This is a genomic window from Empedobacter sp. UBA6745, assembly GCF_002453775.1.
In the GTDB taxonomy this organism is placed as follows: domain Bacteria; phylum Bacteroidota; class Bacteroidia; order Flavobacteriales; family Weeksellaceae; genus Empedobacter; species Empedobacter falsenii_C.
In genome coordinates, this window is the sequence record NZ_DKHL01000044.1 from 1 (window position 1) to 24,151 (window position 24,151).

At 30.4% G+C, this 24,151-nt stretch carries 22 protein-coding genes and 1 riboswitch; of the genes, 13 read left to right on the top strand and 9 right to left on the bottom strand.

Annotation, left to right across the window (positions count from 1 at the left end; genetic code table 11):
• On the top strand, positions 1-183 hold a 183-nt coding region (locus B4H69_RS12365), incomplete at its 5' end, for a hypothetical protein (RefSeq protein WP_291094190.1).
• Here the strand turns inward: B4H69_RS12365 and B4H69_RS12370 are convergent.
• Positions 167-3,883, bottom strand: a complete 3,717-nt coding sequence (locus tag B4H69_RS12370; RefSeq protein ID WP_291094192.1) for a DUF7149 domain-containing protein — start codon at positions 3,881-3,883, stop codon at positions 167-169. The two genes, B4H69_RS12365 and B4H69_RS12370, sit on opposite strands and share 17 nt — an antisense overlap.
• Before the next feature lie 302 nt (positions 3,884-4,185).
• On the bottom strand, positions 4,186-4,464 hold the full coding sequence (locus tag B4H69_RS12375) for a hypothetical protein (protein WP_038330380.1): 279 nt from the start codon (positions 4,462-4,464) through the stop codon (positions 4,186-4,188).
• A gap of 67 nt (positions 4,465-4,531) precedes the next feature.
• Between B4H69_RS12375 and B4H69_RS12380 the strand changes: the two genes are divergently transcribed.
• On the top strand, positions 4,532-5,116 hold the full coding sequence (locus B4H69_RS12380; protein WP_038330378.1) for an SOS response-associated peptidase: 585 nt from the start codon (positions 4,532-4,534) through the stop codon (positions 5,114-5,116).
• Here the strand turns inward: B4H69_RS12380 and B4H69_RS12385 are convergent.
• Complete coding sequence (locus B4H69_RS12385) at positions 5,105-5,911, bottom strand: GIY-YIG nuclease family protein (protein WP_038330377.1); 807 nt, start codon at positions 5,909-5,911, stop codon at positions 5,105-5,107. The genes B4H69_RS12380 and B4H69_RS12385 overlap by 12 nt on opposite strands.
• A gap of 90 nt (positions 5,912-6,001) precedes the next feature.
• Here B4H69_RS12385 and B4H69_RS12390 point away from each other — a divergent pair, with 90 nt between their 5' ends.
• The 3 genes from B4H69_RS12390 (at position 6,002) to B4H69_RS12400 (ending at position 8,157) form a co-directional block, all read left to right on the top strand.
• Entirely contained in the window at positions 6,002-7,270 is a 1,269-nt protein-coding gene (locus tag B4H69_RS12390; RefSeq protein ID WP_349679667.1) for a Y-family DNA polymerase, read from the top strand.
• Positions 7,271-7,729: a LexA family protein gene (locus B4H69_RS12395; protein WP_038330372.1), complete on the top strand. Its 459-nt coding sequence runs from the start codon at positions 7,271-7,273 to the stop codon at positions 7,727-7,729. It abuts the gene before it with no gap.
• Positions 7,730-7,773: 44 nt separating this feature from the next.
• Positions 7,774-7,868: riboswitch (SAM-I-IV-variant riboswitch) on the top strand.
• 49 nt (positions 7,869-7,917) lie between these two features.
• Positions 7,918-8,157 carry a hypothetical protein gene (locus B4H69_RS12400; RefSeq protein WP_038330370.1) on the top strand — a complete coding sequence of 80 codons (240 nt, stop codon included), beginning with the start codon at positions 7,918-7,920 and terminating at the stop codon, positions 8,155-8,157.
• A 45-nt stretch (positions 8,158-8,202) separates the two neighbouring features.
• On the opposite strand, the gene B4H69_RS12405 is transcribed toward B4H69_RS12400, so the two are convergent.
• Entirely contained in the window at positions 8,203-8,610 is a 408-nt protein-coding gene (locus B4H69_RS12405) for a hypothetical protein (RefSeq protein ID WP_038330368.1), read from the bottom strand.
• A gap of 223 nt (positions 8,611-8,833) precedes the next feature.
• Between B4H69_RS12405 and B4H69_RS12410 the strand changes: the two genes are divergently transcribed.
• The 8 genes from B4H69_RS12410 to B4H69_RS12445 all read left to right on the top strand — a co-directional run bounded on the left by B4H69_RS12410 (position 8,834) and on the right by B4H69_RS12445 (position 21,617).
• Complete coding sequence (locus B4H69_RS12410; RefSeq protein WP_038330367.1) at positions 8,834-10,393, top strand: type I restriction-modification system subunit M; 1,560 nt, start codon at positions 8,834-8,836, stop codon at positions 10,391-10,393.
• A complete protein-coding gene (locus B4H69_RS12415; protein ID WP_291094196.1) occupies positions 10,383-11,996 on the top strand; it encodes a restriction endonuclease subunit S in 1,614 nt (537 codons plus the stop codon). Before B4H69_RS12410 ends, B4H69_RS12415 begins: the two co-directional genes overlap by 11 nt.
• Positions 11,997-12,029: 33 nt before the next feature.
• The gene (locus B4H69_RS12420; RefSeq protein ID WP_038330365.1) at positions 12,030-12,371 is read left to right on the top strand and encodes a DUF3024 domain-containing protein; all 342 of its coding nucleotides are present in this window, start codon (positions 12,030-12,032) and stop codon (positions 12,369-12,371) included.
• Between the two features lie 107 nt (positions 12,372-12,478).
• A complete protein-coding gene (locus B4H69_RS12425) occupies positions 12,479-14,284 on the top strand; it encodes an AAA family ATPase (RefSeq protein ID WP_280051952.1) in 1,806 nt (601 codons plus the stop codon).
• Positions 14,285-14,449: 165 nt separating this feature from the next.
• Complete coding sequence (locus B4H69_RS12430; protein WP_280050313.1) at positions 14,450-15,073, top strand: transposase; 624 nt, start codon at positions 14,450-14,452, stop codon at positions 15,071-15,073.
• 228 nt (positions 15,074-15,301) lie between these two features.
• Positions 15,302-18,373 (top strand): type I restriction endonuclease subunit R, encoded by a 3,072-nt coding sequence (locus B4H69_RS12435; protein ID WP_422653368.1) that lies wholly within the window; start codon positions 15,302-15,304, stop codon positions 18,371-18,373.
• 800 nt (positions 18,374-19,173) lie between these two features.
• Positions 19,174-20,379 carry an McrB family protein gene (locus tag B4H69_RS16510; RefSeq protein WP_422653369.1) on the top strand — a complete coding sequence of 402 codons (1,206 nt, stop codon included), beginning with the start codon at positions 19,174-19,176 and terminating at the stop codon, positions 20,377-20,379.
• Entirely contained in the window at positions 20,376-21,617 is a 1,242-nt protein-coding gene (locus tag B4H69_RS12445; RefSeq protein ID WP_038330357.1) for an McrC family protein, read from the top strand. The genes B4H69_RS16510 and B4H69_RS12445 overlap by 4 nt, the downstream gene beginning before the upstream one ends.
• Positions 21,618-21,867: 250 nt before the next feature.
• On the opposite strand, the gene B4H69_RS16495 is transcribed toward B4H69_RS12445, so the two are convergent.
• The 5 genes from B4H69_RS16495 to B4H69_RS12465 all read right to left on the bottom strand — a co-directional run.
• Positions 21,868-22,101 (bottom strand): monothiol bacilliredoxin BrxC family protein, encoded by a 234-nt coding sequence (locus B4H69_RS16495; RefSeq protein WP_414647226.1) that lies wholly within the window; start codon positions 22,099-22,101, stop codon positions 21,868-21,870.
• Between the two features lie 161 nt (positions 22,102-22,262).
• On the bottom strand, positions 22,263-23,249 hold the full coding sequence (locus B4H69_RS12450) for a type II toxin-antitoxin system HipA family toxin (RefSeq protein WP_181816308.1): 987 nt from the start codon (positions 23,247-23,249) through the stop codon (positions 22,263-22,265).
• Between the two features lies 1 nt (position 23,250).
• On the bottom strand, positions 23,251-23,571 hold the full coding sequence (locus tag B4H69_RS12455; RefSeq protein ID WP_038330354.1) for a HipA N-terminal domain-containing protein: 321 nt from the start codon (positions 23,569-23,571) through the stop codon (positions 23,251-23,253).
• On the bottom strand, positions 23,568-23,777 hold the full coding sequence (locus B4H69_RS12460; protein ID WP_038330353.1) for a helix-turn-helix transcriptional regulator: 210 nt from the start codon (positions 23,775-23,777) through the stop codon (positions 23,568-23,570). Before B4H69_RS12460 ends, B4H69_RS12455 begins: the two co-directional genes overlap by 4 nt.
• A gap of 132 nt (positions 23,778-23,909) precedes the next feature.
• A partial coding sequence (locus B4H69_RS12465) for a hypothetical protein (RefSeq protein ID WP_291094201.1) occupies positions 23,910-24,151 on the bottom strand: 242 nt, incomplete at its 5' end.

The following is a 24,151-nucleotide window of genomic DNA, read 5'->3' on the forward strand; positions in this document are numbered from 1 at the left end:
TTTTTTGAAAAAATTAAAGTATTAGAAGTTTCAAATAATATCAATTATGAAATTAATGTACTAATTGATAAATACAGAAATAATGAAATTAAAACAGATGAATTGGATTTAAAAATTGATAATTTATTGTATAATCTATATAATTTAAATGAAAATGAAATAGAATTTATTGAGAGTCTATAAATTCTATTTCATTTGAATCAAACTCAAATTTTTGATATATAAAATAATTGATATCTGATTCAATATTCTTTCTTTGATTCTTAATCCCATTATATAAATCATCTACTTTTGATTCATCTTTATTATCAAATAAAGGAAATTTTAAAGGTTGTATAGCTTGAACACTAATAAGTAAATCACCAGTTCCTGTTTTGGGTGCATCACGTAGTTGATAATGCCCTATTTTAGAATTCAATAATAGAACTAAATATTTAAGATTAATATTACCTGTTAAGATACAAGTACTGTCAAGTCCGTAATTTTGATTTTCATCGAAAGAAAATCGTATAATAGAACCTATTCTTTTCCATATGATTTTCTGCATAAAAAAATCGTCCCAATAACTTATACTATCTTGGGTTTCAAACCACTTATTATTTGTCTTTTTTCGACTTCCTTTATCTCCAGTTTGTTTTAATCTATCGTATCCAAAACTTAAAAGATGCTCTTTTACAGCAGGATATAGTTCAATATCTATTTTTAGGCTAGGATAGGTTGTTATAATGTATAAATCCGCAAAATCATAAGAATAACGCTTAATATCACGTCCACGTAGTAACGGTCGTATAATTTCGGCAGATTTTGGGTCTTGCTTAATCAGTTCTTCACGCTTTTTTCCATCAATAATAAAGGCATCATTAAATCCAGTTTTAATCCCGTAATTTATTCTAATATCCCAATCCTTTAAAGGTGTGCCAACTGCCTCAATTTTAGCTTTTATGCTTTGCTCTATAGGTGATAAAACTACCCAACTGTCAGATGAATTGAAGTCGATTAATGTTTGGTTTTGTCTAAAATAATCCCCCAAATTATTTATTACTTTTTCTTTTACGATACAAGCAAGAGTTCGGTATTGATTCTGTTGTTTTTTAAACATTAGAATATTAGTATCAACTGTTGCAGAATCAAATATTTGAATTCCTCCAAAATCAATTAAGACTTTAGGATTTGTTTGCTCAATAAAATATTTTCTTAAACTCTCTCCATAGGCAGCACGCATCCACTTATTGGAAGTAATAAAAATTAAGCATCCATTTTGTTTTAAAATATTATTTCCTAATTCGTAAAACAAACTATAGATGTCTCCCGTTTTTGCAAATGAAGCATAATTTAATTTTTGAAGCATATTACTTGCTTCTTTCATTTTTTGTAATTGAATATAAGGCGGATTCCCGATGATGACATCAAATCCTAGGTAAGAACCATCATCTGCTAATACTTCAGGAAACTCGAAGCGCCACTCGAAACTATTCTGAAACATGACATTGTCCAAAATTTCTTGTTTCTCTTTGGTTAATTTCTCTGCTTTTAGTTTCAATTTTTTTAAATTGTCTCTATCTGCTTTTTTAATCTTTTCTCCGAATAATGTTAAGTTATCTAAGCGTAATTTTTCGTTTTCATATTCACCTACGGCTTTAGATATTTTTTCTTTGATTTTAGCATCTAAAGTTGTTCTAAAATTATTTTTGATGTTTCGGATAATGGTTTCTACTTCAGCTTTTTTTGCTTTACTATTCGTGTGTTTGTACTCACTAACTGCAGTTTTATAGTCGTTTATTGAATATGTAACTTCTTTATTTTTAAACGCTTGTTTTAAACTGTCGTCTAACTTAAATCGGTGAACTAACGAATTACCACATTTAATATTGATATCGATATTTGGTAATGTTTGCAATTCGCCTTCAGTTGTGTAATATGCATTCTTTAACAGCTCTATCCATAGACGTAAACGACAAATATTTACCGAATTGGGATTGATGTCTACACCAAATAAACAATTCTCAATTAGGGTTTGTTTTTCATGAAACAATGTTTTTTGAATATGAAGACTATTAACATCTTGTCGATTATACTCGAATAATTCACCCTCGTTATAAGCAATATATAACTCATCATTTTCTATTGAAACTTCACACGGTATTCTTTCACCTTGTTCATTAGAAAGGATTCCTAATTCACTTTTTACAGCAATTAATTCATTTAAAGCAGAAACTAAAAAGTGCCCAGAACCTACAGCGGGATCACATATTTTTAAAGTATTGATGGTGTTATTTAATTTGATTCTATCCTCTTTTTTAAAGAAACTTTGACAATAAGCTTTTACATCTTCAAAAGTTTCGATAGAATGATGGTATTCTGCTTTGAATTTATCTACCACAGCCTCTCTAATCGCTTCTTTACACATAAACATTGTAATGTACCCAGGTGTATAGAATGAGCCGTCTTTGTATCCATTAATTTTCTCGAAGATTAGACCCAAAACCGAAGCATTAATTAAGGTTTTTCCATTTTGTTCATCTTCAATATCTGTATTGGCATCAGCCGAAAAATCGTATGAATCTAAAAATCGGAAGATATAATCGAGCGTATTTAATTTACCATTTAATTTTTTACCGTTATTATCTTTTAAAATTGTACCTGAAAAAACTTGCATTTCTTCATCTTTCAGTGCAGTAATATCAAATGTTAAACGCTCCATTTCACTATGTTCAAACAAACTACTGTTTAGATAAGGGATATTCTTGAAACGTTCCTTGTTTTTATCGTGTCTTTCATTTAATGGTCTTGCTAATGCTGAAAAGAATAAATCGTTTAAAGCATCATAACCATTTAGAAAATTAAAATTTAAGAATTTGTATTCTTTGGATTTGTTATAACTGACTAACTGTGATTCTAGTAATTTAAGAAATAGAATACGGTTGATCCAATTAATACATAACTCTAACCCTACATTGAAAGCTTTCTCTGGAGAATTTGGTATATTCGTTATACGATCTAGATAACTTTTATCTTCTAATGTATAAATTGTATTTTCTAGTATAGAAGCATAATCACGTTCTTTAGGATCTTTTCTTACAATTATCTTTTTAGACCCTGTTTTCTCTTTTATTTCTTCTAAACCGATAATATGAAGTAACTCTTTGTAGAAATCATTGTTTAGCTTATTACTATCATTACCAAATGATTTACCTAATAAATGCGTATCAGAAAATAATTTATATAGGTTACTAATTTTAGTATCATTGTATTTTGTTATTTCTTTCGTGTCTAATTTAATGTGTACATAGGGAAGTTTGTCTTTTACCTTCTCAATATAAATTGCGGCTATTTCTTTATAGAATAGCTCGTTTTTAGCAGTGTCTTTTAATCCATCACGGAAACGCGCATATTCTTTTATTAATTCTGTATTTTTATAAAAATAATCGTAAAAGTCTTCCCCTTTGAAAAAGAACCATTCAATCCCATTGGTAACTATAATTTGCTTTATGTTATTATTCTTATAATCTATGCGTTCGCGTAAATAATATAATAAAACTTCTTGTAACGCTTTTTTATTGATATTATTCGTTGAAATAAATTCGGCTTTATTACTCGGTCTTTTGGCTTCTATAATAACACCAACATCACTTTTAGCTGTCTTATCTAAATAAATAGCTAAATCAATTCGATCTTTGGTATTGATTAAATTCTTTTGATAAAATGTATTGGTTAAGAACTTCTTTATAGGTTCTTTTAAATGTTCTTCAGATTCATTTCTACTATCACTAATTCCAATCGATTCTAAGCAAGCTAATAATTCAGATTTGAAATTTTCAACTTCTTTGCGGATTGGCTTAAATTGGCGATAAGCGGGATTTAATGCTTTAACGATAGATATCATTTCATATTAGTTTAGTTATTAAATATAACAATATATCTATAAAGAAATAAAATTTTAACATATAAAACTATCTAATAATTACTTATAAAGTTTAGTGTTTTTAAATATTTATCTCTATAATAATATTGTTATAATATTTTGGCCGCATCAAGAATGAATAAAACTAAGATTTATATCAAAAATGCTTAAAAAGCTCTTATCCTATAATTTTTTAGATATTCATCATAATTGGTGAGTTTGTTTAAAATGCACGAATTACATCAAACTCGTTGGAAATTCTTCTTCAATCATTTCAATTGATTCTATAGTTGATTTTCTTTTTCTGTTTTTATATAGTATTCTACATCTATTATTCCGTTATATCTAGTTAGATTAGAGTTCAATTCAGAATTACTATTTTCTAAACTAATAATCTTTTTTTCGAGTTCAGAAATTTTATCAAATTCTTTCTTTTTTAAAAAATCAAATATTCCCATCGCAATTAATTTTCTTGATACAACAAAACTACATAGAGCGTTACAATCTGATTTACGTGAAACCGTAAGTTTATAAAAAATTCGTTTTAATTCTTCTACAATCATTTTAATTGATTCAATTTTTAATTGTTCTTATAGTCGTAATCATTACCTTTATTCCAAAGTAGATGCTATGTGTTTTCATGTAAAAGTGACCAAAACAAAAGAACAGATTGAAAAGAAATCGAGGTTGAAATTCAAACCCGAGGTTACATTTACGCCAAATCCTCATTTCAAAGGTTTTGATCATCCAAAGTTGCCTGTTATCACTAATCAACAAGATTATATTCATTTGTTCGAGTGGGGTTTAATTCCGCATTGGGCTGGAAATGATTTTAATTCGAATAACACCTTAAACGCACGTATTGAAACTATAGATGAAAAACCATCTTTTCGAGATGCTTACACCAATCGTTGTGTGATATTGGTTGATGGCTTTTATGAATGGCGACACGAAGGCAAAGACAAAATCAAATATGATATCGGAATCAACAATAATCTGATGTGTTTAGCAGGATTATATTCTGATGATACGTTTACGATAGTTACAACTGAAGCTGTCGGCATTATGGATTATATCCACAATACTAAACATCGTATGCCAATAGTCCTAAATGATGATGAAAACTTAATGAATTGGCTTAATTGTAAACCAATTGTTCCGTTTACTGATTTCAGCTACCAGCGTGAAGATGGTCAAGTGAGTTTATTTGGATAATTCGGATTTTATATGTCGAAATAAGATTTTTCGGACATCCTTATTATCTTGTTTTTGTTCAATAAATGATTTCATTTCGTCTAGATTCTCAATTAAATGATCGCAATAGCCAAATCCTTTGTAAACTCCTTTTTCAATTAATACAATACCTTTTTCATTTTCAGTTCTTCCAACCAATTCAAATAAAAAGTCCTTTTTGGGTAAATGTATTGTTTTCAAAAATTGACGAACTCTTTTGTTGTAAAGTTTCACTTCTTCCCTATTTATACAAGCTCCGTTACATTCGTCTAAACTATATTGAAAACAACTTGATTTGGTTTTATATAAACCATTTATTTTTTGACAAAGCTTATATTTATCTGTAATGTAAAATAAATAATCTTTTGCTTCATTTAACGATGTAAATGAGATAATTTCGTTCCCAGAGTTATCAATTTTCTTCACAATTAATGCATGATAACCATCCGAATTTATTTCTTTGTTCAAAGCATAGAAAAACTTAATTTTTCGTTGAGCTCGATTAAATAGTGGCAGATTTTGTTTGATTAATTCAGATTCTCTCAACAAAGCAATCAATTCATTTCCTGTATTTTCAAATTGTATAGAATGCGTAAAATGCTGAAGTTTAATTTCCTTTTTATCAAGTGATTTGAAATGCTGAATCAATCTTTTTCTGATATCAATACTTTTTCCAATGTAGATAATATCTTGCTTGTCGTTGTATAAATAATACACGCCACAAATATTTTTTGGAACTTGGTCAACCAACATTTTCAATCTATCATTCAGTACCATGGCACAAATTTACTGAATCAATTTCTAATTATTATTTTTTAACACTTTTCCGCGACACCTTGTAGCGCTTTATTTGCTCAACTTTGTAACATGATGTATGCTTTAGTTGACTGCAATAATTTTTATGCTTCGTGCGAACGAGTTTTTAATCCAACCCTAAATGGAAAGCCTGTTGTGGTACTTTCTAACAATGATGGTTGTGTAATTGCACGTTCTAATGAAGCCAAAGATTTGGGCATTCCAATGGGTGCTCCTGCTTTTGAATACGAGAATAATTTTAGATTAAATAAAATCAATGTTTTCTCTTCAAATTATGCTTTGTATGCGGATATGAGTAATCGTGTGATGACTATTCTGAAATCCTATTGCCCTGATATTGAAATTTATTCGATTGATGAATCTTTTCTTCTTTTCAAAGGCTTTGATAACTATGATTTGGTGAAATATGCACAAGAAATTAAACAAAAAATATATACCATTACCAAAATTCCAGTTTGTGCTGGTATTGCTCCTACAAAGGCTTTAGCTAAAGTAGCAAATCGAATTGCGAAGAAATTTCCGAAACATCATAATGGTGTTTATATGATTGATTCGAAAGAGAAAATAAACAAAGCTTTAAAATGGTTAAAATGTGAGGATATTTGGGGAATTGGACGACGTTTAGCTAAACGTTTATCTTATATCGGATGTCGTAATGCATATGATTTCACCTTGCTTGAAGATGAATACATTAAACGAAATTTCTCCATCGTAGAATTGCGTTTGAAAAAGGAATTATTAGGCGAAAGCGTTTTAAAATTAGATGAAGTTCAACGCAAAAAATCAATTGCCACAACTCGAAGTTTTGAGAAAACAATCAATGATTATGAAAATCTGAAAGAGCGTGTTTCTACTTTTGCTGTTTCTTGTGCCGAAAAGCTTAGAAAAGAACAATCAAAATGCAACATTATTACTGTTTTTGTGATGACCAATCGTTTTGATGAAAAGCAATCATTTGTTTCAAACTCATTAAGTACAACCTTAGATTTTGATTCGAATTCGAGTATCGTTTTGTCCAAATCTGCTTTATTTTTATTGGATAAATTGGTTCCTGCTGAAGGCAAAGTTCCTGATTATAAAAAAGCTGGCGTTATCGTTTCCGCTATTACGCCCGATAATCAAGCACAGATGAATTTATTTCATACAGAATCTCCAAAACATAAAGCGTTGATGAGTGTGATGGATAAATTAAATGCAAATTATGGCGATCATATGCTTAAATTAGCTTCGCAAGATATACATAGAAAATGGAAAATGAAGCAAGAACGTTTGTCACCTTGCTACACAACAAGATTTACAGATATTTTAAATGTTTATTAAATGGTACATTTTATTCAAGTTCCGAAATTCTCAGAAGAGTTAATCAATATCCCTATCAAAACAGATGGTGAAAAACGATTTGTTCAATTTTTTGGTGATGTTTCAGCAGGTTTCCCCTCTCCTGCTGCTGATTTTGTACAGAATAATATTAGTTTGGATGAAATTTTACTGAATCATCCCGAAGCAACTTATCTTAATCGTGTGGGTGGCGAAAGTATGTATCCTGAATATCTGAAAGGTGATTTACTTATCATTCGATCTGATATCGAACCCAGACATCATGATGATATTGTAGTATCGGTCAACAATTCCGAATACACGTTCAAACGTTATGATGCCATCAACAAACAATTGATTTCTCTAAATCCGAAATACAAAAATTGTATTCAATTACAAGATGAAGATGTTGTCATTATTTTGGGAGTTGTAACTGATTTGGTGAGGCATAAGAGGAATTAAATTAATTTTGAATATTAAATCATAATTAATACTTTTATAAAAGATTCAATCATCAAGAGTACATAAGGTACACCAACCGAGTTTAACAAACCACGGTGGTAAAGCGATGAGGGCTGTTCAGTCAAAAAATTGTCACTCTCTAAATTCTTAATGATTGATACTGTTTAATAAATTAAAGTATCAAAACAATGGAAAATTTAACTGAAAAATTTGAAAAAAACTTGATTTCACTTTCAGATCAAGAAGTAATTAACTCCTTCAATAAAGAGGTGGGTAATACTGGATGGGTTGCTGCACGAGCTCACTTTCTAAAAGCACTAACTAATCAATTCGAATCAAGAGAAATTGACTATTCAATCATTAAAAATGAAAATACAATTTCTTTCGCGAAAAAGGTTTTACTAAAGGAAAAAAAATTACACTATTAAAAAACATGAGCCGATTAGCATAAATAATCGGCTCATTTTATAAATTTATAACAATTCGTAAAGCTTTACCTCTCCTCCATTTTTTTCTTCGTAACTATTCGCCCAAGTAAAATAATCATATTCAATTTCTGACCAACTATTAGCTTCATATTCGAACCCATAGTTTAGGTTTACTTGATTCAATTCAAGCGAAACGTGTAACCGATCTTTGTCTACAAAATCAATTGATTTATCAAACAATGTGTTATTATTTAGTTTTTTTAATACAAGTTCAACCAAATTATTTGGATTATACTTTTTCAACATATCATCTAACATTATTTCGCCGACAATTACAAGGTCTAACGCTTCATTGAAACGATACAAAACCCAGTAATTTTTTAAAGATTGAACTTGATCGATTTCAAAATCAGAACAGGTACAAAACGTGACATCAGAATAAACTTGACACATCAATTTAAGTTTTGATAAATATACTTTTTTATTTCAAAAGCTTCTATCCTATTCTACCTTTTTATTCGTTGTTTATTATCATCACGTCTTATTTTGTCGCTATACTTCATTATATTTGAAAAACATTAACAAATATGGTTTACCGTAAATAATTATCCGTTATTATGACTTTATTTGCAGTTTAACATTTTGTATATTTACAACAAAGAATTGATAAACAATTATGGCTAAAAAAGTACAAACCAAAAGTACAGAAGAAATCCTTTGGGATGCAGCAAATAAATTACGTGGTTCGATAGAACCGTCAGAATATAAACACGTGGTATTGAGTTTAATCTTCTTGAAATTTGCAAGTGATAAATTCATCAAACGCAGAGAAGAATTAAAAGCAGAAGGTAAAGAAGCCTTCTTAGAAATACCAGAATTTTACCAGGCAGAAAATGTATTCTATTTACCAGAGGAATCGCGTTGGGAATACATTATCGAAAACGCCAAACAAGAAGATATTACCCTTAAAGTAGATACTGCGCTTAAAACGATAGAACGTACCAACAAATCGTTAGAAGGTGCGTTGCCAGATAATTATTTCTCAAGATTAGGATTGGATCAATCTAAGTTTTCGGCTTTGTTGGATACCATCAATAATATCGACACCTTAAAAGACGAAGCGCAGGATATTGTAGGTCGTGTGTACGAATACTTTTTAAGCAAGTTTGCTATTGCCGAAGGAAAGGGAAAAGGTGAATTCTATACGCCAAAGTCGATTGTAAATTTAATTGCTGAAATGATTGAACCGTACAAAGGGAAAATCTATGATCCGTCTTGTGGTTCGGGTGGTATGTTTGTGCAATCGTTGAAGTTTATCGAAAAACATCAAGGAAACAAAAAGGACATTTCGATTTACGGACAAGAATTAACAAATACCACGTTTAAACTGGCTAAAATGAACTTAGCCATTCGTGGTATTTCTGCCAATTTAGGCAACAAAGCAGCCGATACTTTTGCCGACGATCAGCACAAAGAATTGAAAGCCGATTACATCATGGCGAATCCGCCGTTTAATTTAAAAGATTGGCGAGCAGAAAATGAATTAACCGATGATTCACGTTGGACAGGTTATGAAGTGCCACCAAAATCGAATGCCAATTATGCTTGGATTTTGAATATGATTTCCAAACTATCTCAAAACGGAGTGGCTGGATTTATCTTGGCTAATGGCGCACTTTCGGGTGGTGGAGAAGAGTACAAAATCCGTAAACAAATTATAGAAAACGACTTGGTAGAAGCGATTGTAATTCTTCCTCAAAATATGTTTTATTCTACAGATATTTCGGTAACGCTTTGGATTTTGAACCGCAATAAAACAGAACGCACTGTAGAAGTAAATGATGGCGTAAAAAACTATCGTAATCGTGAAGGTGAAGTATTGTTTATGGATTTACGCCAAAAAGGGGAACCGTTTGAAAAGAAATTCATTCAGTTTGCTGAACAAGAAATTGAGCAGATAGCAGCAACCTATCATAACTGGCAACAAAAAGATTTTGAAACGACTTATGCGAATGAACCCGAATATTGTTACTCTGCAACCTTAGAGGAAATCCGTAAAAAAGATTATTCGTTGGTACCAAGTAAATACATAGCGTTTGTAAACCGTGACGAAAACATTGATTACGATACGAAAATGCAAACGTTGCAAACCGAATTGAAAGACTTGTTTCAGCAAGAAGAAACCTTGAAACAAGAAGTAGCAAACGTGTTTAAATCGTTGGGCTATGAGTTATAAAAAGTTAGGAGATATTGTCAAATTTATTTCCAATAAAAATGTAGATGGTATAGCAACTATTCTTTACGGAATTAATATTGATAAATACTTTATGCCTTCTGTAGCAAACACTATTGGAGTGGATTTAAAAAAATATAAAGTAGTTGTAAAGAATCAATTTGCATGTAATAGAATGCACGTTGGAAGAGATAAACGATTACCAATTTCAATGTCTACATTTGATTATCCATTTATTGTTTCTCCAGCTTACGATGTATTTGAAGTTACAGATGAAAATGTAATTCCTGAATATTTAATGCTTTGGTTTCGTAGAAGTGAATTTGATAGACAATGTTGGTTTTATACAGATGCAGACGTACGTGGTGGATTAAGTTTAGATGCATTAAAATCAATTGAAATTAGAATTCCATCCATCGAAAAACAACGCGAAATTGTAGCCCAATACCAAGCAGTAGCAAACAAAATAAAAGTCAACGAACTGATTTGCGAGAAGTTAGAAGCCACTGCGCAAACGTTGTACAAGCAATGGTTTGTTGATTTTGAATTTCCCTGCCTTCCTTCGAGCTATCGTCCTCACGGGCAGGTAAACCAAAATCTGCCAATCGATGAATATATTACTAAGATAGGAAGTGTTTGTACATATAGTAGGGTCGGTGGTTTACCCGTTTCAGATGGCAAAACTTGGTTTGTATATCTTATCTTATGTGAGAACGATTCTGTTTATAAAGGAATGACGAATGATTTATACCGTAGGTTTTACGAACACTATATGGGAGAAGGTGCTGAATGGACAAAACTTAATAAACCTTTAAAAGTTATTCATTGGGAAAGTTTTGCAACAAAGGAAGAAGCTGCAAAAAGAGAAAAAGATTTAAAAACAGGCTATGGTAGAACTTGGATAAGCAGGCAAATTGAAAAAGCAGGCGGAATTACTCAACTAAAAACCAGTTTACCTGCCCCGCAAACGGAGTTAAGGACGGCAGGGAAAATGGTGTACAACCAAGAATTAGAAAAGGAAATTCCTGAAGGTTGGGAGGTGAAAGAATTAGGGAACTTTATTCAAAGTTTCTCTAAGTCTCATGATTTTAAGAAGAAACAATTAATCTTTTTTAATACATCAGATATATTAAATGGTGAATTTTTACATTCTGAATATATGAATGTGGATGAAATGCCAGGTCAGGCTAAAAAATCTATCAAAAAGGATGACATATTGTATAGTGAAATCAGACCGAACAATAGAAGATTTGCATTGGTAAGAAATGATGCAGATGATTATGTGGTTTCTACTAAATTAATGGTATTAAGAAGATTAAATAATGAATTGGGATTATATAGAATATATTATTATTTAATATCTGATGAGACGATTAAAGATTTTCAAGATTCTGCAGAAGGAAGATCAGGTACATTTCCACAGATTACATTTGATGAAGATTTAAAATTCAGAAAAATTATATTTGGTTCAAAAGAGATTGAGGATAAAATGGAAAATATATTTAAAAATTGTTTTTATCAAGTTTACAATTTAAAAGACCAAAATAAACAACTCACACAACTTCAATCGTTGTTATTAAGTCGCTTAGCAACGTTAGAGGGGTAAAGAAAAACTAAATTACTATAAAAATCAACACAAATGGGAAAAGAAATTAGTATTAGCGAAGCATATATTAAACAATTTGTAGAAAGCTTACGACCAGAAGATCACGAGATACGCAAACAATTAGATTTTGGGTATTCTTGGGAAAAGAATACTGCTATTTTATATACGATTCGTCCATTTTGGAATAATCCGAACGAACTAATCCAATCAGAATTTGCTAAAATTCGCTATACAAAAACCACAAATGAATGGAAACTGTATTGGATGCGTGCTTCAGGCATATGGGAGTTGTATGAGCCACACCCAATTGCTGATAATTTACAAGATTTATTAGCGATTATAAAAGAAGATCAGTTCCATTGCTTCTTTGGGTAAAAAATACAAAACACTCCCAACTACAATCGTTGTTGTTAAGTCGCTTAGCAACGTTGGAGGGGTAAACGAAAATTAAACTACTATAAACTTAAGAAAGACTATAATAAATGAAGAAATCTAGATATTCAGTACCTAAAGGATATAAAGGAATAGCGAATAATATTAATTTGGAATTCAATACCAACTTAGCTGTTATTACTGGATTAAATGGTTCAGGAAAATCTACGATACTGAAGTATTTATATGAAAATTATTCTGATAGAAGCAAATGCTTTATAAAGACTTTACAAAACAATGATTTCCAAAATGGTGATAGAAGAAAGTTAATAGGCTCAAATTCAAATGACGAAATTTCTTTAGAGAACATTATAAAAGAGATTGAATCCATAGGTCTTAGAAGAAGAGGTAGAGTAAATTCTCCTTTTTTAGATAAAACTGATTTTTATTCTGCTTTATTCGATGTAGGAAGTATTTATTACGCTAATGGTTATTTGTATTTAGAAGGTATTGCTAATCTATTAGCTGATTATCAATTTGATGATCTAGATAATATAAAAAAAGAATTGGGAATTCCTACCTCCCATCAAATTGATAAAAAGTTAATTACTGAACTTAATAAAAATAAAGTTAATAACTCAACTATTTTTGGAATCCAAAAGGGTGGTAATATTTTGGAAAAATTTTATGCTTTAGGTTTTAATGAAGTACAAAGAGAGATTATTAATAAAATGCGTAAAAAAATTGAGGATGATTTAAAAATTGAACTTAGGAAAAAATCCAAGATTTCTAGCGAACATACTTTAAAAAAATATATATACGATTTAATCACAAAAGAATTTCGTTCGATCGAATCTATAGTTCAAAAAATGTCTAATAAGATATTTCAGGATTTTAAAAGTAAAAGTTCAAAAACTAAAACAAAAAAATTATGGGAGGAAATTAATGAAGAACTTGAAAAGTACTGTAAAAATGGACATTTTAAATATGTATTAGTACCACCTCAAAGTTTTGAATCAAACTATGAAATAGCATTTGATAGATATGATAAGCCATTAAAAAATTACATTCACTTTGATTCATTATCTAGTGGTGAAAAAATTATATTTGAACTAATTTGTTATTATTTTGCTGCGAAAGAATCAAAACTAGAACTTATAATGCTTGATGAGTTTGATGCTAACTTGAATCCTCAGTTAGCTGAAATGTATATTTACGTTATTAAAGAGCAATTCAAAAATATTAATGTAGTTCTTACCACTCATTCTCCATCAACTGTAGTTGAAGTTGAGCCTAAGGAATTGTTTGAATTAACAGATTCTCGTGAGCTTAAGTGTGCTAATGATGAGAATGGAAAAAGAGAGATTTTGAAGCGACTAGCTCCAAAGTTTGTTTATCATGGAGAATTTGGAATTTTAGAAGATGTATTTAATACAAAATATGATATGATTGTATTCCTTGAAGGAAACAATGATGTTAAAAATTTTGAATCAATTAAAGGCGATGATAGAATCAAATTCATTGATTCCAATGGATGTGGCAATATGCCTAATCTAGTAAGAATATTTAAAGCAATACCGTTTTTTAAGAATCTTGCAAACCAAAAACAAATAGCTTTTTTATTTGATTTTGATAAGGATGGTTTTGAAAAATTAGCAGAATGTATTTCTGATAAACAATTTAATTCACAATGCATTTACGACACAATAAGGAATAAAGAAGCATTTTGTTATAAAATGGAAGATTTAAATATTTTTGTTTCACATTTAATACCAGCTCAAAAACATTCTTGGCAAATTTCTGATGTATTTAGACACCAAGAATTAAAAATTGAAGGAATAGATGGAATTCATAGGCAATTTGACCATTTGAAAAAGATTAAGGACGGTTTTCATAACCTAATTGAAGCCCAATAAACCAATGAAATACACCGAATCACAATTAGAACAAGCTTTTATAAGTCTTTTGGTGATAGAGGAGTAATCAATTTTTTTGAAACAGTGGGCGAAGTTAGTATGGGCGAATTGCAATTCGCCCCAACAAAAAACTATCAGTATATTATACTTTTAAATAGCTAAGTTATGGAACAATACAACCCTCATAAACATCATCGAAGATCGATACGTTTGGTTGGCTATGATTATAGTCAAGCAGGATTGTATTTTGTTACTTTAGTTTGTCAAGATAGAGCGCATTTGTTTGGTACTATAAAAGATGGCATCATGTGTATGAATGAATTTGGGCAAATTGCAGCTGATGAGTGGTTACATACGCAGGAAGTACGAAATAATGTTGTATTGCACGAATTTGTCGTAATGCCTAATCATATCCATGGTATTATAGAAATATTATATCCTATAGAATCCTGCAATATTGTCGGCACATTTAAATCGCCTTCCCAAACCATAGGTGCAATCGTAAGAGGCTATAAAATAGCTACAATAAAAAAAATAAAAGAACTAGAAAGTAAGGGCGAAGAAAGTAAGGGCGAATACTGTAAGGGCAATTTGCAATTCGCCCCAACCGCCCCAACTTTCCCAACTAATCCAACGAGGGAAATCATAAAATCCTTAGCATATAAGATCTGGCAACGTAACTACTATGAACATATCATAAGAGATGAAAAGGCTTATATCAATATCAGAAATTACATTATTGAAAATCCTAAACGATGGATTAACGATGAATATAACCTATCACAGTAATAGCATAAGTAAGGGTGAAAATAGTAAGGGCGAAGATAGTAAGGACGAAGATAGTAAGGGCGAAAATAGTAAGGGTGAAAATAGTAAGGGCGAAGATAGTAAGGACGAAGATAGTAAGGACGAAGATAGTAAGGGCGAAAATAGTAAGGGTGAAAATAGTAAGGGCGAAAATAGTAAGGGCGAATTGCAATTCGCCCCNNCCTTCTGGAAACAGAAGGCTATCACTATATTAACGGAAAAGAATTAACAAGAACTTCTAACCAAGAAGTTTTACTCAAAGAAGATTTACATACTTTTCTTTTCAACAGCTATCCCGATTTAGAAGAAATAGAAGTTGAAACTTTAATCAATGAGTTGGCTTTTCAGAGCACTTCTACCCTATACGAATCTAACAAATACATCTGTAAGCTTTTAGCAGATGGATTGATTTTTAAACGAAACGACCCATCAAAGAAAGATTTACACATTCGTTATATTGATATTGAAAATACCGAAAATAATAATTTCAAAATTGTCAATCAATTGGAAATTCAAGGAAGCGAACTACGTATTCCTGATTTGATTTCATACATCAATGGAATTCCTGTCGTCGTCTTTGAATTTAAGACAGCGATAGAAGAAGAAATTACCATTCACGATGCTTACAAGCAATTAACGACACGTTACAAAAGAGATATCCCCGAATTACTAAAATACAATGTGTTTTGTGTGATTAGTGATGGGGTGAATAACAAAGCCGGAACAGTATTTTCTCCTTACGAATTTTACTACGGTTGGAATAAAATTACTGGAGCAGAAAAGAAAGCCTTAACAGGTATAGAAACCACAACTTCTATTGTACATGGAATGTTAAACCAAACAAGATTGGTCGATATTATTCATCATTTTGTATTGTTTCCAGATAATTCTAAAAGAGATGATAAAATTCTGTGTCGTTATCCGCAATATTATGCGGCAAATAAGTTGTATCAAAACATCTTAGTCCACCGTAAACCACAAGGTGATGGTAAAGGAGGTACATATTTTGGTGCTACGNNGGGTTGTGGTAAAAGTTTTACGATGTTGTATTTAACACGTTTATTGATGCGTTCAACAGATTTTGCAAGTCCAACGATTATTATCATTTCTGATCGTACAGATTTAGACGATCAATTGTCGAAGGATTTTACCAATGCCAAGAAATTTATTGGAGATGAAAATATCATCAATATCGAATCGAGAGCCGATTTACGCGCGCGTTTGCGTGGTAGAGAAAGTGGCGGTGTGTTTTTAACTACGGTTCAGAAATTTGCCGAAGATGCTGAAATCTTATCCGATCGTACCAATATCATTTGTATTTCGGATGAAGCTCACCGTTCACAAGTCAATTTAGACTTAAAAGTTAAAATTGACGAAGATAAAGGTGTTACAAAATCTTATGGTTTTGCCAAGTATTTACACGATTCTTTGCCCAATGCTACTTATGTTGGCTTTACAGGAACACCTATCGACAAAACGTTAGAAGTGTTTGGAGATATGGTAGATCAATACACCATGTTCGAATCGGTTAATGATGAAATTACAGTTCGTTTGGTCTATGAAGGTCGAGCAGCAAAAGTGAATTTAGATTACAATAAAGTTCAGGAAATCGAAAACTATTACGAAAATGCAGTAGCTGAAGGCGCATCGGAATATCACGTAGAAGCCAGCCAAAAAGCTATTGCTAATATGGAAGTTGTTTTAGGAGATGGTGACCGTATAAAAGCTATTGCGAAAGACTTTGTGGAACATTATGAAAATCGTTTGGAAGAAAACGCAACGGTAGCCGGCAAAGTAATGTTTGTATGTGCATCTCGTGGCATTGCATATAAACTATATAAAGAGATTTTAGCTTTACGACCTGAATGGGGAGAAATGATGCTTCCTGAAGGTTTAACCGCCAAAGAACAAAAAGAAATTAAACCTATAGAGCGTGTTAAAATGGTGATGACACGCAATAAAGATGATGAAAAAGAGCTTTGGGAACTTTTGGGTAATAAAGATGAACGAAAAGAATTAGACCGACAATTCAAGCAAATCAAATCCAACTTCAAAATTGCCATTGTCGTAGATATGTGGTTAACAGGATTTGATGTTCCTTTCTTAGATACCATTTATATTGATAAACCTTTACAAACACACAATTTAATACAAACCATTTCTCGTGTCAATCGTAAATACGAAGGAAAAGATCGCGGATTAGTAGTTGATTACATAGGAATCAAAAAGAATCTGAATAAGGCATTAGGAATGTTCAATAATCAAACGGCCGACGATGATTTTGAGGACTTAAATCAAGCTGAAATCATCGTTAGAGATCAAATGGATTTATTACGTCAATATTTTCATCAATTTGATGCTACTGATTATTACCAAGGTAATCCCGTTAAACGATTAAGCTGTTTAAACAAAGCTTCTGAATTGGTTTTACAAACTGAAGATTCAGAAAAATTCTTTGTGAATGTAACGAAGAAATTGAAATCAGCCTATAATTTGGTGAGTGGTTCTGAATTGTTCACGCCTAAAGAAGTCGATGAGTTACATTTCTATTTTGCGGTGAAATCTATTGTGGTAAAATTGACAAAAGGCGAAGCACCTGATACAGCTCAAATGAATGCTAAAGTGGCTAAATTGGTAGAAGAAGCTATTATTTCGGAAGGAGTTGAAGAAATATTTAAGCTCGATGATAATAAGGCAAATGCGATTGATTTATTCAACGATAAATTCATTGAGAAAATCTCTAACCTAGAATTACCGAATACCAAAATTAAAATCTTAGAACGTTTATTAAAACAAACCATCAACGATTTTAAAAAGGTGAATAAAGTAAAAGGACAAGATTTTTCAGAACGTTTACAATCCATCATCAACCGTTACAACGAACGTAGCGAAGGTGATATTTTAGATTATGAAGGCATTCAGTTTGATACAGCAGAACAAATGTTGGACTTAATTATCAAACTTCGAGTTGAAATGGATTCGTTCCAAGATTTAGGCATCGACTATGAAGAAAAAGCTTTTTACGATATTTTGGACATGATTTGCAAACAATACGGTTTTGAATTCGATAACGACAAAATGCTAGAGCTTGCTCGTGAAATAAAAATAATTGTAGAAAATACAGCCAAATATCCCGATTGGTGCGACCGTGATGATATTAAAGCACAACTTAAGATGGATATCATCGTTAAATTACATCAATACGGCTACCCTCCTATTACGCAGGATGATGTGTATAAGAATGTATTAGAACAAGCAGAAAATTTTAAGAAGAATAGGTAAAAATGGAACAGAAAAAATTACTTGAGATTTCAGATGAATTATTGGATTTACTTCTTGATTTTAAGAAAGATCATCCAGATTTTACTTTTTCACTAAGAGAAAGAGATAGCCCGCAAGCAAAAGATGTAAAACGATTAGAAAAAGGTCAATGGTTTCAAGGTTCAAACTATATTTATGTACCACTTTTCAGAAAAGGGGATAATGCGCGTAAAATAAAAACAATTGGATTTGTTGTAGGTTCAAATAAAGAAGGAGAACAAACTAATTATATCGAAATTTCATTTAAAAAAGGAGATTTTACAAACGAAGAAATTAGTTTCCATAAAGAACTCTCTGAAATTTTCGACATAAAACTTAGTAATGAAAATGTGGGATATTTAAATTTCAACAATCCTGAAAATTATGTTGAAAATATTAGCTTTTACTTAAACGAGTTTAGAACTACAGCTTTAGAGTTATTAAAATCATATAAATTAGAANNATTTTTAATCACAGAAGATAATTTTCAAAAAAGATTAAAGAAGATTTATGAAATTAAGAAAGTTTTAGGTGATCCTAGTTATAGTGTAAACAATCGAAATACAATTATTAAAGAATCTGATGAAAATATCATGAAACAACCCCTAAACCAAATCTTATACGGACCTCCTGGTACAGGTAAAACATACAATACGATTAATAAAGCAATTGAAATAGCAAATCCTGAATTTGATTTAACACAAGACAGAAATATAGTTAAATCTGAATACGAAAGATTGGTAAATGAAGGTCAAATTGTATTTACTACTTTCCATCAAAGCATGACCTATGAAGATTTTATAGAAGGGATAAAGCCCGTGATTGAAGAAAATGAAGATGGTGCCAAAAGTGTGGTTTATGAAGTGAAAAACGGAATTTTCAAAGAAATATGTAAGAATGCAGAAAAACCACCATTTGAAAAACTTGAAGTTAAAAAAAATTATTCTTTTGATGATGCCTTTAATGATCTTGTTTTGGAAGCGAATGAAAAACTTGAAAATAATGAACAATTATTTCTTCCAATTTTAACTGAAAACTTAGGTTTAAAAATAGTTGGTATTTCAGATAGAGGAAATTTAATTTTAAAGCCGATTTATTCTGATGATGCAAAAGAATACATTGTTTCATACTCTCGTGCTGAAAAATTACAACAAGTTTTTCCTGATTTATCAGTTATAAAAAACATTGACAAAGAATTTAGAGCGGTTATTGGAGGTTCAAATTCAACAGCTTATTGGTCGGTTCTGAATTACATCAACAATAAAATAAATTCAGAAAAAAAATCTACTTCTCAAAATATTGCATTACCACCTAAACCATTTGTTCTCATCATCGATGAAATCAACCGTGGTAATGTTTCTCAAATTTTTGGAGAATTAATTACATTGATTGAAGAAGATAAACGCTTAGGAAATAATGAAGAGTTAGAAGTTACTTTACCATATAGTAAAGAGAAATTTGGAGTTCCTTCTAATCTACATATTATCGGAACGATGAATACCGCCGATCGTAGTGTTGAAGCTTTAGATACTGCTTTGAGAAGACGTTTTGTGTTCGAAGAAATGCTTCCAAAATACGAATTGGAAGAACTTCAACAAAATCTGTATGGTTTTTCCGCATCTGATATTTTGAAAACAATCAATCTACGTATTGAAAAATTACTGGATCGAGATCACCAAATTGGTCATGCATATTTCATCCATAAAAATGAAATAACAATTATTGATTCATTCTATAAAAATATAATCCCATTATTGCAAGAATATTTCTTTGGAGATTATGGCAAAATTGGATTGGTATTAGGGAAAGGATTTATTCAGGAAGATAGCGATTTTAAAGATAATAAAATTGAAACTTCATTTTTTGCTAGTTTTAATTATGATAATGCTGAAGATTTCGAAAACAGAATATCTTATAGAGTATTAGGCTTAAATGATAAGGACTTTGATTTCGAAAATGCGATCAAATTATTAATGAATAAGAAATGATTGTGATAAAAGACAATCGTATTACTGTTTTCGAACATGATAAGCTTTTCTTTAATCTGAAAAATGACAAAGAAAAACAACTTCATGATGCTTTAGAGCTCTATCACGGAAATTATACACCATTTTTTAAACTCATTAGAAATGGTGTGCAATTCAATGAAAATGTTGGGGTTATTCAAATAGGGAAAATAACCATTGAAGTTTTGCCCAAAGTCGATAAATCAGGTGAAGAAAAATGGCGTAATTTATTGATTGGAATGATCAAAACGGTATGGGGATTTGATGTAAAATCAACAGGTTGTAGTTCATTAAAACTAAAATCAAACTCTATGTTAGAGCTTTATTTTGAATTATTTATTTCTGAGGTTGAATATTTATTGCACAGAGGATTAATCAAAAGATACCGTAAAAATGAAGGAAATCAAACTTCATTAAAGGGAGCTTTACAATTTTCAAAGCATATTTCGCAGAATTTGGTTCACAAAGAACGATTTTATGTAAAATATACGCAATATTCTAATGAACATACGATTCATGAGATTCTTTTTAAAACAATAAAATTATTAGCTAATCTTAATTCAAACCCACAATTGAAAGGAAGAATTGGATCATTATCTCTTAATTTCCCTGAAATGGGAGAGATAAAAGTAAATGAATCTACTTTTAATAAAATTGTATTAGATCGAAAAAACCAACACTACCAAACGGCTTTAGAAATCGCCAAATTATTATTGTTAAATTATCATCCTGACGTTTCTAAAGGGAGAAACGATGTATTGGCTTTAATGTTTGATATGAATAGTTTGTGGGAACAGTTTATTTTAGTGACTTTAAAAAGAAAACTAAAAACACATAATGTAACTTCTCAAGTGACCAAGAGTTTTTGGAAACCTGATTCTGGTTACTCATCCAAAATGCGTCCTGATATCATTCTAAAATGCAAAGAAAATCATCAAATTTTTGTTTTAGATACAAAATGGAAAAACCTAAATGGTTACAATCCTTCACCCGAAGATTTGCGTCAAATGTATGTGTATCACAGATTTTATCAAGCTAAAAAAGTTGCTCTTGTATATCCTTCAGATCAACATTCAATTCAAAAAGGAAATTATTTCAGTTCAGAAAATCATTTAGAAATGTCTGATAAAGAATGCAGTATTATGCAAATTGCAACGGCTTCAGATATTAAAGTTTGGCAAGAGGAAATTGTAAATCGAATTAAAATATTATTAGATTAATCTAATTTTTTGTCACAAAAATCAACAAAATTTGTGACAATTATTACAGTATAAATATGACAGAAACATCTAAAAATCAAATAGAAACAAAAATTTCAAAATCTCCTTTTGGCGAAATAATTTTTTGAGTTTACAATATTCAAAATTTTAAAATCCATAACTTAAAATGTCCGTTATTTCATACAATTTAATATGTTTTGCATGTAATAACGGACATTTATGCTTGATCAATAATTATTTCTAAAATATGTTATAAATTAACTAGTAGATCTAATTGTTTCTGAATTTCTTCATTTTTTATTTTACGATGCGATGCATTGTACACACATTTTCCATCTTTTATAATAAGGATTTGCGGTGATTCGTGCTGAACATTGTATCGTCGTTCAATCTCATTAGAGAGTGGTCTAAACGCTAATAAATCTAAATAATTCAGNNCTGTGTTTATAAATAATTTTTGGTTGATTAAAAGATGCTTGATCAATTTGATCTAAGTGATCTAAAGTTGTAATATTTATTTTTTTCATTTTTATTTCTATTATTTCACTTATAAAATTACGTCGAAAAGAAGGAATAACCTACTCTATTTTCCTTATATGATAAATTATAAAAAATGCGCTAAGGAAATCTTCTTGTTCATTTTTTTTACTCTGTAACTATTCTTAATTTCTTCAATCGATGCTGATAACTTTGCAAATAATTACGTTTTAACTTTTCTGATAAGTACGATTTATCAATCAAATCTTGTACTTTATCTTCTTTGGATGTTAAATTTTGAATGACTTTTATAATTGATTTTTCTGTCATTTCAGCTTTCTCTCCTAAAATAAATAATTGGTCTATTATTTTACCTTTTGAGATTGATTTTGGTAATAATCCTTCTTTTAATGCAAAATCTGCATCGTCAATATGAATTTTGGTATTCAATAAATCATAAGCTGGACTTAGTTTAAAATCGCCTTGCTGAGTTTCTATCAACGAAAAATTCTTTAAATGTGCATCTCCATTAGAAAACAGATAATTGAAAACAATCAAAGCGAATAACTTTGGAGTTTCTACTTTCCAAGCAGGGACATATTTTTTCAAGGCTTCAAATAATTCGAGATAATTTCCTTCATACTTGTATTGTTCCCCATCAGTTGCAGGAGATTTCCCTAATAAAGAAGCAAAATCTTCCACAGCTAACTTATCTCCAATTTCATTGTAATCAAATCGTTTAGTAAGGTATGCTGGACTTCCATCTTTAAAAAAAACTAAAGCATTTTCTGCCGTTTCAATTTTAAAAACTTGTTTAGCGATTTGCATCGTTAAATGCTCATTCGCTGGTGCAAATTCACTATTTTTGGGTAAATCAGAAATTGGTTTTAAAATATAATGTCCACTTTCGTTTTCATTCGTTAATCTTAGTTCATTTCCATCAAGAATTAAAGAATATTTCTCTTGAAAACCTGAGATAGAAATATGTGTTTGATTTTGGTTAAAACTACTTTTATCCTTACGATCAGTTGGCGAAGTATAATTTAAAAATGGACTTACCTTTTTACCATTAAACATTTTCTTTAGAACAACAGGACTGTACGCATTAAAATTTTCTTTTAAAGAACCGGGACAATTAATTAATTCTAATTTCATTTTACACTCTTTCTATTGTTACTGCACCAATTGTATCTATTTTAGATGCTTTCAATAATATTCCAAAAGCATCATCTTCATCAATCTTATATGTTTTACAAATCATACGTTTATTTACCCCTTCTGGTAATAAATGATAGAAAAAAGGAAACAAAGTTTCAGAATCAAACTCTTTTTGATTTTTAGGCAACGTTAAACTTATAGAAGGCTTAGAATCATCATTTAACCAATCTTCATTATAGATAAAATGAAAGCGACCATTATCCAATTGCGTTAGAACTCCTGCCCTTTCTCCTTTATATAAAATTTGAGCAATTCTCATGATTCAATTGTTTTAACCTCTAATTTAATTTCTAATCCTAAGGCATCACACAACTTTTGAAGCGTTTCTAAAGTTGGATTACCTTTACCACTTTCAAATTGTTTTAACGTTCGTAAACCTACACCTGAAATCTCCGCTAATGTTTCTTGTGATATCGCTAAAACTTTACGACGTTCTTTTATCTGTTCGATTAATAATAGTGTCATATAATGCACTTTTAATGTAAATTTAGAAAGAAATTAGATATAAAACAAGAAAAGTGCAATGAATTGCACTTTTAAGACAATAATATATGTTAGATGTATGAATAGATCTAAATAATGCAATAAAATGCACTTTTAAAGTTGTCTTTTACATTTGTTATATGCTTCCGTGATTTTGATTATATCGTAATCTGGATACTTATTTGTTTCCGTCCATTCTTTCAATAAAAAAGGACAATCACTAATTAATTTTGCAATTCTTTTTTTTGAATTTGATGCATCAACATATACTATTTCATCATTTTTTACCAGTAGAGGAAAGATTAATTTTTCACCATCATATGGATTAAATGTTCGCAAATAATAATGAGATAATT

Excerpts from the sequence above, each read along its gene's own strand:
- B4H69_RS12370 (WP_291094192.1), bottom strand. The coding sequence starts at position 3,883 with ATGATATCTATCGTTAAAGCATTAAATCCCGCTTATCGCCAATTTAAG.
- B4H69_RS12375 (WP_038330380.1), bottom strand. The coding sequence starts at position 4,464 with ATGATTGTAGAAGAATTAAAACGAATTTTTTATAAACTTACGGTTTCA.
- B4H69_RS12380 (WP_038330378.1), top strand. The coding sequence starts at position 4,532 with ATGTGTTTTCATGTAAAAGTGACCAAAACAAAAGAACAGATTGAAAAG.
- B4H69_RS12385 (WP_038330377.1), bottom strand. The coding sequence starts at position 5,911 with ATGGTACTGAATGATAGATTGAAAATGTTGGTTGACCAAGTTCCAAAA.
- B4H69_RS12390 (WP_349679667.1), top strand. The coding sequence starts at position 6,002 with ATGATGTATGCTTTAGTTGACTGCAATAATTTTTATGCTTCGTGCGAA.
- B4H69_RS12395 (WP_038330372.1), top strand. The coding sequence starts at position 7,271 with ATGGTACATTTTATTCAAGTTCCGAAATTCTCAGAAGAGTTAATCAAT.
- B4H69_RS12400 (WP_038330370.1), top strand. The coding sequence starts at position 7,918 with ATGGAAAATTTAACTGAAAAATTTGAAAAAAACTTGATTTCACTTTCA.
- B4H69_RS12405 (WP_038330368.1), bottom strand. The coding sequence starts at position 8,610 with ATGTGTCAAGTTTATTCTGATGTCACGTTTTGTACCTGTTCTGATTTT.
- B4H69_RS12410 (WP_038330367.1), top strand. The coding sequence starts at position 8,834 with ATGGCTAAAAAAGTACAAACCAAAAGTACAGAAGAAATCCTTTGGGAT.
- B4H69_RS12415 (WP_291094196.1), top strand. The coding sequence starts at position 10,383 with ATGAGTTATAAAAAGTTAGGAGATATTGTCAAATTTATTTCCAATAAA.
- B4H69_RS12420 (WP_038330365.1), top strand. The coding sequence starts at position 12,030 with ATGGGAAAAGAAATTAGTATTAGCGAAGCATATATTAAACAATTTGTA.
- B4H69_RS12425 (WP_280051952.1), top strand. The coding sequence starts at position 12,479 with ATGAAGAAATCTAGATATTCAGTACCTAAAGGATATAAAGGAATAGCG.
- B4H69_RS12430 (WP_280050313.1), top strand. The coding sequence starts at position 14,450 with ATGGAACAATACAACCCTCATAAACATCATCGAAGATCGATACGTTTG.
- B4H69_RS16510 (WP_422653369.1), top strand. The coding sequence starts at position 19,174 with ATGACCTATGAAGATTTTATAGAAGGGATAAAGCCCGTGATTGAAGAA.
- B4H69_RS12445 (WP_038330357.1), top strand. The coding sequence starts at position 20,376 with ATGATTGTGATAAAAGACAATCGTATTACTGTTTTCGAACATGATAAG.
- B4H69_RS12450 (WP_181816308.1), bottom strand. The coding sequence starts at position 23,249 with ATGAAATTAGAATTAATTAATTGTCCCGGTTCTTTAAAAGAAAATTTT.
- B4H69_RS12455 (WP_038330354.1), bottom strand. The coding sequence starts at position 23,571 with ATGAGAATTGCTCAAATTTTATATAAAGGAGAAAGGGCAGGAGTTCTA.
- B4H69_RS12460 (WP_038330353.1), bottom strand. The coding sequence starts at position 23,777 with ATGACACTATTATTAATCGAACAGATAAAAGAACGTCGTAAAGTTTTA.